This window comes from Vulcanococcus sp. CPBay_Sum15L08_68 (genome assembly GCF_017855895.1).
Lineage (GTDB): Bacteria > Cyanobacteriota > Cyanobacteriia > PCC-6307 > Cyanobiaceae > Vulcanococcus.
Genome location: NZ_JAFMFX010000057.1, coordinates 1 through 11,155, shown reverse-complemented (window position 1 = coordinate 11,155; position 11,155 = coordinate 1). Strand labels below are relative to the sequence as shown.

The following is an 11,155-nucleotide window of genomic DNA, read 5'->3' as shown; positions in this document are numbered from 1 at the left end:
TGAGCCTGCAGCACTGCGAGGGGCTTTAGGCCTCGTCGGAGAGGTCCTCCTCCCACAGGCCCATGCGCACGAGCCATTGGTTGGATTGACTGCGCGGCCAGCCGTGGTCGAGCTCGAGCACATCGGCGATGGAGACCATCAGATCGAAGAGCTCGGCTTCAAAACCGCCGCGTTGATCGGCCAGGGCTTTGAGTTCCTGGGCCAGTTGCAGCAGCTCGAGCTCCGCCAGCCAGTCCCCCTGCTCAAAGGAGCGGCGGCGGGGGCTGGGGGCTGGGCGCCGCTGGCTGAAGAGGGGCAGCAGTCCTGTGAGCAGGTGGGTGAGGTCTTGGAGTCGCAAGGGTCCATGTCAAAGGCCCTCAAGGGTTCCGGGGCGCAGTCCGCAGGCCTGGCGGCAGTCCAGCCAGAGGGCCAGGGGCACCCCCAGGCGGATGGCGATCTCGGCGTCGCTGAGGTCCAGCTCGAGCCAGCGGCGGGCCTTGACCCAGAGCTCGCGGTAGCGATGGCTGATGCGCACGGCGAAGCCGGTGTCGCGCAGGTGATGCAGCAGCTCCCCTTTGACCTTGCTGACCAGGTAGCTGGAGGGGCGATAGCCCTTGGCGGCATCGAACTGGGCTGCTCCTTTGCAGAGCCCTTCGTAGGCCGGGCTGAGTAGCTCCTCGATCGGCATGCCCCAGCGCCGCGCATAGCGGTGGGCTTGTTGGTGGGCGAGACCGAGGTGCTGGCAGGCAAAACGGCGTTGCTCGGAGCTGAGGCGAGTGGGCATGGCGTTCAAACAGGTGCGGGAGGCTACCCGCGCCGGCCAATACCGAAAGAAGGCGAAAGACCAGAGCCGTCTGAGCCCGAAAGACTCCAGTGACGTCTGGGCGCTCCCCACAGCTGTGCAACAACGCGCCACGGCTGTGGGCGGCGCCGGGGGCCGGGCAGCAGCCAGAACCGGCCCAGAGAGACCGAAACCCATGGCCACCCAATTGCTGTTGACGGCCCACCACCACCAGGCGATGGCAATCGCCTGTGAACGGGGGATGTGGCTGCCTTTACCCCTGCCGGTGGAGAAGCTGCCAACGCTCTTCTATTTGGCGGCGCTCGCTCCCGCGGCCGAGGCGATCAGCGCCCTCGCTGAGATCAGCTGCTTTGAACCCTGGTCTGAGGGGCGCTGGCTACCGATCCTGGGGCGGCTGTTGCCATTGCCCCGGCCGGTGCCGCTGGGGGATCGCCAAGTGCTGGCGGAATGGCTCCCAAGCCGGAGCGATCAGTTCAAGCTGCTGGACCTGCTGCCGGTGCTGGAGGCCGGGCGGCTCAGTGATCTGGTGTCCGGCAGGCCAGGTCGCGGGGGCGCACCAGGCCCTGTCCGAGCCCCCAGGCGAGCAAGGCGCGCTGGTCTCGCACACCGACTTTGCGGTACAGCGCACTGAGCTGACGGCGGATGGTGTCGCTGCGGCGTTGCTCCAGCGCCGCGATCTCCCGGCTGTTGAAACCGCGGGCGAGCAGCTCCAGCAGGTGCTGCTCGTTGCCTTGTAGGGGGATCAGCCGCGGTGGTTGCCCGCGCAGCCGCTCCCCTAACAGCGGATCGAGGGATTGCAGCCCCCGCATCAGCATCAGCACCGCCTGGAGCAGACGACCGCCGCCGCAGTGCTGGCGGCAGCAGAGTCCCGCAGCGCCGCTGCGCCAGAGCAGGGCCAGGCGTTCCTGCGGAATGGCGGCATCGAGGCAGACCAGGACCGTGGCCTGCGGCAGGCGCTGGATCAACTCCAGGGCGCCGCCATCGGCGAGCTCGTCATCACAAATCAGCAGCAACTTCTGCTGCTTGGGCAGCGGCAGGGCCAGCAGTTCTGCGATGGACCCCGCAGCAAAGTCGCAGCGATCGAGCAGTAGGCAGACGATCCCAATCAGCCGTTCATCCGCTGCGCAGACGGCAATGCTCCAGTCCTGCTGCAGAGTGCTGATGGCCCGCTGCAGCGCCTGAATCTGTTGGCGGAGTACAGCCGGATTCACGGCCCCTTGTTCACCCTCTTTGCTCTAGGGGCGATGGCTGATGAGGGGCTGATCCTTTGGATTTGACTTAGAAAGCGAAGGCCTCAATGGAGCAGGTCTGGGTGTGATTCCAGCTGCGGATCAAGGCTTCTAATTGCGCTGGAGCGATGGGCTGTTTTCTCGTGCTCAGCTGGGCGGCGAGCCAGCTCAGGCTGGGGCCAATCCCATTGCAGCGCATGCGCTCTTCACTGAGTTGCTCGGCCTTGAGCACCAGCGCGGCCTGCTCGCGGGGGAAGGCAATGCAGCGCCGGTTGCGCTGGCAGAACCGCAGCAATCCGCGGCGGATCCAGAAGCTGGCGTAGGTGGAGAAGCGATAGCCCCGGGTTGGGTCAAATTTCTCTGCGGCCCGCAGCAGATTCAGGGCCGCCTCCTGCAGGGCATCGGCCGTTGCTGCATCCTCAGGGCTCAGGCCGCTGTGTTGCTTTCTCCAGGTGAATCCCACCAGGGCGAGGTTGTGGCGCACCAGTCGATCCCGCGCCCGCAGGCCCCGCTTTTGAATCGCTCTCGGGGCCTGGGCGGGACCGGCTGGATGTTGCTGCCAGCATTGAATCGTGCGGGCCAGCTCCAGCACCGTGCGCTCTGGCAGGGGTGCATGGCGACGGCTGCGCTCAAGCCACTGGCGAACGGATGGATGCATGGGAACACTCCAGCTGGTTGGAGTGTTCCCGCTTTTAGGCGCTCTGGCTGGAGTGGCTCAGCAGCGCCTGGCCGCGGCGATGGAGCTCGCGGGCGTAGTCGGTCCAGGTGCCCTGGCCCCAGTAGCGGAAGCAGCTGGTCTCCAGCAGCAACAGGTGCAGCAGGGCCTGCTGGTAGCTGGGATCACTGGGGAGGGCCGTCGGGTAGCGCTGGTGGAAGGCGGCGCTGAGTTGCTGCATCGGCTCGAGCACGCTCTCGTAGCCCTTGACCCAACTGAGGTCGTTGGTCCAGGAGGCCCCCTCGACGTTGCAGCCGGCGTCGATGCGCTCCTGCAGCTGCTGCGCTGACCAGCGCTCCCCGAGTCCCTGGAGCAGTTCCGCTTGGCCTGCGGCCTGGATCGCGGGGAAGGCGGCGGGGTCGCAATCCAGCAGTTCGAGGTATTCGCTGCCGTTAATGGCGGCGGTGCCCGGCTCAGCGGCGCTGCGCTGGTGGGCCTGGAGGAAGGCCTGGGGGAATTCGTTCATCATCACGCCGCCGTTTTCGCCATCGGCGATCTGGGAGACCAGGGACGGCACGCTGATGTCTCCCAGGGGGAGGCGATCCCGGCTGAGGGCTTCGTAGTAGGGCTGCATCTGGCCCACCAGCTTGGTGTCGGAGCCCTGGGTTTTGATCAAGGCGGTGATCTCGCGGCGCTCGCCCTGGCCATTGCGGGCGATCAGGCGATTGGGCAGATACTTCTGGGCCTCACTGAGGGGGCCGCCAGCGAGGGTCTCGACGCTGTGCTCCTGCAGCAGAACCCAGCGGTAGCCGGCTTGCTGCAGGGCATCGACCAGGGCGAAGAGGGTGTCGGGGTGATTGGGCAGGGCCATCTCCGGTAGGGAGAAGCCGCGCACCCGCTGCAGGGCCTCCAGGCCAAAGGCTGAGGCGAACTGGTGCTGCCAGGCCTCGATCTGCAGCCGTAGATCCGGGATCGGAGTCGAGGGGGCGACGGCATGGCCCCAGAAGGTGCCGAGCCACTCGACGTGCCGTTGCATCTCGGGATCACAGGCCAGGTGGCGCCAGGCATCTGTGATGTCGCTGCGGTCCATCTGCTCGGCTCCCCAGAGCAGATTCCCGGAGATGTCGAGCATGATCCGCGGGTTGCAGCCCTGCTCGATCAGCTGGGGGATCAGATCGGCCAGGCGGCGGTAGCACTGGGCAAAGGGCTCGGCGTTGTGGTTATCGCCCTCCCCCGGGTGCTCAAACATGTACTGGAGGTGGGAGATCAACTCCCCGCCAGAGCCCGCCGGGATGGTCGGTTGGTGCATGTGCAGCGCGCAGGCAAAGCCCGAGCGCAGCTGATCGAGCTGCAGGGTCGAGTGCTCGCGCCAGTAGGTCCCGGGCTCGGCCATGGCGGCGCGGATCGCGGCTTCTTGGCCGCAGAGCCTGGGTTCCTGCATGAAAGGACGAGGTCGAGAGGTCTGGAAGGCGGTTTTGGTGCTGGGCTTGGGTTTCAGTCACGACAGAGTGAAAGAAGGGGACCCCCGGCTGCCTTCAGGTTCTCTGTTTCATCACTAGCTCTGGATCACCAGCGATGGTGCATTCGCTGCTTTGTCTTCTGTCCTCTTTAGAAGGTTGCCGTTCTGAAGCGTCCAGCCCAGGTCAGTGACAGCACAGCTGCTCGGCCCACATCTCCACTGTGATCCACATTCACTCCTGAAAGATTCACAAACAGTGGAATGCCCCGGGCCGGCACTCACTCCAACGTTGGGTGCCAATTCCATTCCGAAGACAGGCGGAACTGCTGCCAATGCCGGCCTCGTCAAGCTCCAGGGGAGTAGGGCGAGCATCAAGAGCCATTCAGACGGATCTAGGCGGACGCAGCGGACAAAGCTTCTGACGCAGCGATGGCGTAAAGGCATGGAGGAATTGGCAGTGGAGTGCGTTGGAGGGTTGAACTGACGACGCAAGACTCAAACTGTGACTAGGTGCCGCATTCTGTTCGTCTGGATGGGTATTAGCGACGGTATGCATGGAAGCGATCGCGAGCTCAAAAACCAGTGGAACTGTGCATTTAATGAGGCGGAGTGCGGCAGTCCTCAGTGTTCAGCCTCTGGGTTATCGCTCGTTCTATCTTTGTCTTAGGGTTCATTGGCATCTGCCAATCTGTTCTCTCGCTCCACGATCTCCTTTTGATCTGCGATGCTGCTCAAATGGAGCAATTCAGTTGATTGGCGTGATTGTAAGCATCAGTTTTGGCAGGTTCAGAAACGACTCTGCCAACGATGCCTCTACAGGCAGATGAATGTCATACAAGTCAAGAGGCCTGTGCTCTTGATCCTTGATTCAATCAACAATGCACCGAAATAGCAGTATGCGGGTGCCTGCGGCAATCTGACTGGATCGTGCAGCAGATCAGATCCTCAGTCAGACGTCAGCACAAACCCTGGATTACCTGGGAGCTCTTGATCAGAGTTCATGGCCATTCCTGCCACCCTGCTTGCCGCCACTGGTGCAGCTGATGTGCAGTTTAATGGCGACCGTCCCTGGGATCTTCAGGTGCATCGGAGACAGTTCTATGGAGAACTCTTGAGAAATGGTTCGCTCGCCCTTGGTGATGGCTATGTGCGTGGCGACTGGGACTGCGAGCACTTAAGTGAAATGATCTCCCGCCTCCTGAAGTCGGGTGCGAATCGTCCTCTCGCTCTTCAGGGAAGGCTGTTTGAATCCATTCAATGGTTGTCTGATCAGATTCTAAATCCGCAAGGAATTACTCAATCACTACGAGTGGGGCGTCGCCACTACGACATTGATCCACGCGTTTACGAAGCGATGCTTGGTCCCTCAATGGCCTATAGCTGCGGATATTGGCGACATGCCACCAATCTCGATGATGCCCAGGAGGCAAAGTTGCACCTTGTCTGTAAGAAACTAGAACTCAAGCCGGGTGATCGTCTGCTTGATGTCGGCTGTGGATGGGGTGCCCTAGCTCGAGTCGCCTCACAGCACTACGGAGCAGAGGTGGTAGCGATCACTATTTCCAACAGACAGGCAAGCTATATTCGAGAGAAGTTCTCTGATACTCCAATCACAGTCGGAGTCTGTGATTACAGGAGTTTGCCTCAACTCAATCTTGAACCCTTTGACAAGGTGGCGTCGATAGGCATGTTTGAACATGTCGGACGTCGTAATGACCGGACATTTCATCAGGCGATGAACGATTGCCTGAACCCAGAGGGGCTGATGCTGTTGCACACGATTGGTTCTGCTTCAACGACTCATCGCACCGATCGATGGATAGATACTCACATCTTTCCTGGAGGACGACTCCCCTCGGCAATGCAACTTTGCAAGGGACTTGAAGGGATTCTGCTGATAGAGGACTGGGAATCTTTCGGACAGGACTATGAGCGTACTCTTCTCTCTTGGTGGGAGAACTTTGAATTGGCATGGCCAAGACTCTGTCAGGAGATAGGGCAAGACTTTTACCGCTTCTGGCGCTACTACTTGCTGAGTTGTGCGGGGTACTTCCGATCAAGGCAGGGACAGCTCTGGCAATTGGTTCTCAGCAGAGCTGACCGACAGAGCACTTATCGATCCATTCGCCCAAGTTCTGATGAATGGATCTCGACATCTTCGCCGCAAGATGCAGCAGACTCTGGGCAAGAGTGCTGCATCAATTGAATGCACTCAACCTAAGGGATGAGGATGTAGAGCCTTCATCCTCTCTTGTATGAGTGATGCATTCGGTGACTACTTGCGTCAAATCGGTCGTATCCCCCTTTTGACCCCTCAAGAGGAAGTTCATCTGGGAACGATCGTCAGGCAATGGAAGGATGACGAAAAGCCCTCTGCTGCCCTCGAGCGCAGAGGACGCAGGGCTTTAAAGCGGATCGTTACAGCAAACCTGCGGCTCGTCGTCACCGTCTCAATGCGCTATTCAAGACGCCTACAGCATCTTGGTTTCGATTCCATGGATCTTGTGCAAGCAGGCAATCTTGGCTTGCTAAGAGCAGTTGAGAAATACGATCCTAGTCGAGGGTACAAGTTTTCTACGTACGGCTATTGGTGGATCCGCCAGTCGATTCATCGCTATTTGCAAGAACACAATGGAAGTATCCGTCTCCCAGTGAATGTTGTTAATCTTGCGACGCGTGCAGCTTCTATGCAAAGCAATAGCAGAACATACTTGTCTGTTGATGAGATGGCCCGCCTCTTGGATGAGTCGCCTCAGCGTTTGCTTCATGCAATCAATGTGCACTACCGTAGCAACACCTTGTCTCTTGATCAGCAAATTGCAAGTGCCGACGGCGCAATGACGATTCTCGATACCGTAACCGATAAAGAAGAGATCGAAATTCACGACGACTACGCATGGATGTATAGCCTGATGCAGCATCTGTCTTGCCCAGAGGCAGATGTTATTAAGCTGCGCTATGGCGCAGAAGACCAACCTTCGTTCGCCGAGGTGGCAAGAACGATTGGACGCACAAAAGACCAGGTCCAAAGACTTGAGCGAAAAGCTCTTGCAAAGCTCAGGACCAGACTGACCCCAGTCCTCTTCCCTATTGGTTAGGAGAGCTGCCTCATCGGCTGAGTCTCCCTAGAGAAGCCCCGGCTACGAAGGTAGCCGGGGCAAGCTGTGTTTAATAGGAACGAGCTTTCAACTGAGGCCGCATTCCGTTGAGCGCTTGGCTCGCTGGATGGGTTTGAGGCTGGTTTGGCACTCTTTGTTGATGAGCACCTTTCAGGGACTCCTCTAATAGAAAAGCGCACAGGTTTGATACTGATCGACCCTCTTCCTCTGAGCGATTCAATAAATCCTCGTGAACATTATAGCTCAACGTAATTGAAATGCGCCGGGGTTGACGCTGCATTACGCGAATACGGTCATTCATTTGGAATTTAATGTTGAAGGATTGAGCAAGACTGGGTAAAGAGAAATGATTGTTTCTCTATACCAAGATTAATGCAAGAGTCTGATCCGGGTTGCAGGTAATTACCTCGTTTGTTTCGCATATCTGCTGCAGAGCGGAGACGAACGCCGTGCATCACATTTCCTGCAGCATCCACTCTGCTGCTAAGTCTGCGACTAACTCCGTCGCTTTGGGTTCCGCTAGAAGACCGCTCATCTCTTGGAGAACGGCCAGTTCGTGCTTAGCCCTTAAGAAAGTCGTGGCCCAGGCATTCAGCTCTAACAGGTCCACATCCAGCTTGCCTACTAAAAGTAGGATCGGGCATTCCAGTTTGGCCAATGACTCGAATGCCAAGTCAGGACGGCCAGCACAACTGACAATTGCGGCAACTCTCCCTGGCTCTCTCACTGCGGCCTCAATGACGACTGCTGCACCGCTGCCTGTTCCCAGTAGCCCAAGAGGCAGTGCAGAGAGCTCTTGATTTCGACCGATCCACTGGAGCGTGCTGACTAAGCGATCTGTCAGTACGTTCAGATCCCATGGAATCTCGTTCGTATGCCCTTCCGCATTCAGCAGGAGATTGACCTGAAGCGTTGATAACCCCCGTTCGGCTAGCGCTCTTCCGACCTTTCTGCTTCTAAACATCTGCCGCTTGCCTCCAGGCCCATGAACCAGCAGCACCAGTCCTAAGGCTCGTACGGGCTGCTGTAGGACAGCATTGAGATCACCGTCAGAAGTCGGAACCTTTAGCGGCTTGGAGACAATGTCAATTGCCAGCACCACAACAAAATTAGCGGATCTATTCGTGTCCTACTGCGTACTCCTTCTGCTTAGTTCTGCGGAACTGCTGCAAAGTTGCTGCGACCTACCTCGCAATTGTGCATTCTGAGGCCTAGTCGATGTGGCTTGCTTCATCCTGGCGCACCTTTGCCTCCTCATTCTTGCGATTGCTCCCCTTGGCTTTCACTCTGTAGTCAAAGTAAGTGATCTATTGCATTTATCTTCACTTTATCTTGTTGTCCTCTCTCCCGATCTGCTGCTGATCTGACGCACTACGTTATCGGCTCTTGAATCAACATATTGAATGTATGCCGTACTTACCCCTTGTTGATCTGATAACCCAGCGTCTTGATCTCCACGCTCCGACTTCCCTTGACTCTCAACAATGAGGTCGACTCCTCTTGCACTTCATCACTGGAGAATCAAGCCATGCTGTCTGCGCATGTCGTGCGATTAACCCCTTTCAGGCCCTTCGCAGCAGTGGATCTCTCATGTTCGGATAAACCTGTACTGCAGTTTGCTTCTACTCCACAGTTGCTAGGCCTATCTCAATGGCCTTCTCTTCTTGTTCTGAGTGTCTTTTTTTTAGACATGACCCGCTCAGTTGCTGGCGGGGTCCTTCATGAGAGTGGCTCACGATGACCCCTTATCCCGACTTTCCCATGCCAGTTGATGAGGATCAGAGGTTGCGCGATCTTCAACGCCATGACCTCCTTGATACCCCACCTGATCCACATCTTCAGCGGTTAGTCAAGCTAGCCGCTGACGTGTTTCAGGTGCCCATCGCTTTGGTCTCCCTCGTTGATCAGAACCGCCAATGGTTTCTGGCACGTTATGGTCTCAACGCTACGGAGACCCCACGGCAAGCTGCTTTTTGTGCACACGCCGTCACCCAGAATTCAGTCTTGCTCGTACCCGATGCACTTCAGGACGATCGTTTTTCGAATAATCCACTGGTTTTAGGAGAGCCCTATATCCGCTTCTATGCAGGCGCACCTTTGCTCTCTCCTGATGGGCATAGGCTTGGCACGCTCTGTCTGATTGACCGTGACTCTCGTCCATTCGATGATCATCAGCAGACGATGTTGCAGCAAATGGCTGAACTTGTCATGCGTGAGATTGAACTCCGTCAGCAGAGTCTGCTTTGCCCTGTCACCCATCTTTTTACTCGCAATAGCTTTTTCCACCTCGCATCAATCGAACTGGAGGGGGCTCGTCGTAACGACATACCCCTGGCTCTTCTGAATCTTGATATCGATAACTTTAATCAAGTGAACAATCGCTGGGGGCACCAGGCTGCGGATCAGGTCCTTCTTGACGTTTGTAATTCCGTTAAGCAGCATCTGCGAATCGAAGACTTATTCGGACGGATTGTTGACGAAGAGCTCTCGGTTTTGTTTGTGAACGCCGATGAGTGTCATTCTCTTGCTCTGTCCGAATCAATACGACATGATCTTGAGATCCTTCCGGGCATCTTCGATCATTCTGATTACCGGCCACGAATCAGTGGAGGTCTCGTCAGCCTCTCTCCAAACGACAATGAATTTGCGGATCTCTTCGGTCGTGCTGATCAGGCTCTGTCAATGGCCAAAGGAAATGGCAGAAACCAGATCGTTCGGATTATTTGACGATCGATGGAGTGGCCGATGGTTTCTGACTATCGGCCACTCGCTTTGACGATGAACTCTATGGATGCTTTGACTCTCCTATTGTCACCGGAACTTTCTGTGTTCTAGGCTTTTCAACATCACTCTTCTTGGCAATCGTTACGGTCAACTCTCCATTTTCGTAAACAGCATTCACGGTATTGCCGTCTGCATCTTCCGGTAACGAAAAGCTTCTGCTGAAGGTGCCATGATATCGCTCAAGGCGGTGAATCCGAGACCGGCCTTCTAAGCTTTCACGTCCACGCTGGCCTTGGATTGTCAGCATCTCCCCTTCGATGCCCACCGACAGTGCTTCCTTGTCTACGCCTGGCATGTCGGCCTTGATCATATAGCTGTCGTCGCTTTCATGGATATCCACGCGTGGTCCAAACCCGCCCAGTGGTAGTGCAGGTGTGAATCGTGCGTTCGACCAATTCAGAGCGCGATCAACGATATTCTCAATGTCCATCAATGAATCCCACTTGGTCAGATCCACTTGTTCCTCCAAGATGCAAGTATTTGCCTGACCAGGCTAATTCTCGATTACGAATCTCATTCAGCTATTCGCTTATCTGCTGCAGAACCTGCCCTAATCTGCTTCTGATGTGTTGCGTACACATTTTAGTCACTGCTTTTCGATCACTCTTCCATGTGTTGGTTGGACGGCTTTGGTGGATCTCACTCATTGGAAGCAGATCGACCAGTACTGCTGGTCATATTCCGATGCTGGTTCGTTCCCATTGATCGCCTATGGCGACCAGCAGTGCCTTCTCCGCATGCATCCTCAGGTCCTTGAGCAGGCTTGGACTCTGTCTCAATTGCCTGGTCTTTCAACCCCTGTGACTCTGCTTCCCGATGCCCATCCAGGGTTTGCAATGCCCAACGGCTGTGTTGTCGGTTTCGATGCCAATCATGGCGGTGCGATCCTTTCTGGTGATATTCACCTTGATCATGCCTACGGCGTTCGCTGCCTAAAGACGGGGCTCCAACTCTCGCAACTTGAGCCACAGCTTGAGTCCCTCTCTGAAACGTTGCAATCGGGACTAGCTGCAGGATTGATTCAACGTGGTCTCGCCCATTGCAATCAAGACTCTTTTGATCTGATGTTGCGAAGTGGAGCCCATTGGGCTGTAGAGGAGGGTTGGGGTTTTCTTGAGGATCTTCAAT

The 11,155-nt window shown here is 56.9% G+C and carries 12 protein-coding genes; 4 read left to right on the top strand and 8 right to left on the bottom strand.

What is annotated here, in order from left to right; genetic code table 11:
• Positions 1–25 precede the first annotated feature (25 nt).
• The 5 genes from QZ189_RS08985 to QZ189_RS08965 form a co-directional block, all read right to left on the bottom strand.
• Positions 26–337 (bottom strand): hypothetical protein, encoded by a 312-nt coding sequence (locus QZ189_RS08985; protein ID WP_296415334.1) that lies wholly within the window; start codon positions 335–337, stop codon positions 26–28.
• A gap of 9 nt (positions 338–346) precedes the next feature.
• Positions 347–763, bottom strand: a complete 417-nt coding sequence (locus tag QZ189_RS08980; RefSeq protein ID WP_247478998.1) for a sigma factor — start codon at positions 761–763, stop codon at positions 347–349.
• A 533-nt stretch (positions 764–1,296) separates the two neighbouring features.
• A complete protein-coding gene (locus tag QZ189_RS08975) occupies positions 1,297–1,992 on the bottom strand; it encodes a DNA-binding response regulator (RefSeq protein WP_247478997.1) in 696 nt (231 codons plus the stop codon).
• A 67-nt stretch (positions 1,993–2,059) separates the two neighbouring features.
• Positions 2,060–2,668 carry a sigma factor gene (locus QZ189_RS08970; RefSeq protein WP_247478996.1) on the bottom strand — a complete coding sequence of 203 codons (609 nt, stop codon included), beginning with the start codon at positions 2,666–2,668 and terminating at the stop codon, positions 2,060–2,062.
• A gap of 34 nt (positions 2,669–2,702) precedes the next feature.
• A complete protein-coding gene (locus QZ189_RS08965) occupies positions 2,703–4,106 on the bottom strand; it encodes a glycosyl hydrolase family 57 (protein WP_296421574.1) in 1,404 nt (467 codons plus the stop codon).
• A 1,018-nt stretch (positions 4,107–5,124) separates the two neighbouring features.
• On the opposite strand from QZ189_RS08965, the gene cfa reads away from it, so the two are divergent.
• Positions 5,125–6,330, top strand: coding sequence for a cyclopropane fatty acyl phospholipid synthase (gene cfa / locus QZ189_RS08960; protein ID WP_296421573.1), 1,206 nt, complete (start codon positions 5,125–5,127; stop codon positions 6,328–6,330).
• Positions 6,331–6,379: 49 nt separating this feature from the next.
• Positions 6,380–7,222, top strand: coding sequence for a sigma-70 family RNA polymerase sigma factor (locus QZ189_RS08955; protein WP_071778007.1), 843 nt, complete (start codon positions 6,380–6,382; stop codon positions 7,220–7,222).
• A gap of 70 nt (positions 7,223–7,292) precedes the next feature.
• On the opposite strand, the gene QZ189_RS11160 is transcribed toward QZ189_RS08955, so the two are convergent.
• Both QZ189_RS11160 and QZ189_RS08950 read right to left on the bottom strand, forming a co-directional pair.
• Positions 7,293–7,523, bottom strand: coding sequence for a hypothetical protein (locus QZ189_RS11160; RefSeq protein ID WP_363155625.1), 231 nt, complete (start codon positions 7,521–7,523; stop codon positions 7,293–7,295).
• 174 nt (positions 7,524–7,697) lie between these two features.
• Positions 7,698–8,243, bottom strand: a complete 546-nt coding sequence (locus QZ189_RS08950) for a hypothetical protein (protein ID WP_296421572.1) — start codon at positions 8,241–8,243, stop codon at positions 7,698–7,700.
• Positions 8,244–8,980: 737 nt separating this feature from the next.
• On the opposite strand from QZ189_RS08950, the gene QZ189_RS08945 reads away from it, so the two are divergent.
• Positions 8,981–9,970, top strand: coding sequence for a sensor domain-containing diguanylate cyclase (locus tag QZ189_RS08945; protein ID WP_296421571.1), 990 nt, complete (start codon positions 8,981–8,983; stop codon positions 9,968–9,970).
• Between the two features lie 58 nt (positions 9,971–10,028).
• Here the strand turns inward: QZ189_RS08945 and QZ189_RS08940 are convergent, their stop codons facing one another.
• Positions 10,029–10,496 carry an Hsp20/alpha crystallin family protein gene (locus QZ189_RS08940; RefSeq protein WP_296421570.1) on the bottom strand — a complete coding sequence of 156 codons (468 nt, stop codon included), beginning with the start codon at positions 10,494–10,496 and terminating at the stop codon, positions 10,029–10,031.
• A 163-nt stretch (positions 10,497–10,659) separates the two neighbouring features.
• Between QZ189_RS08940 and QZ189_RS08935 the strand changes: the two genes are divergently transcribed.
• The coding region (locus QZ189_RS08935; RefSeq protein WP_296421569.1) for an RtcB family protein at positions 10,660–11,155 on the top strand (496 nt) is incomplete at its 3' end.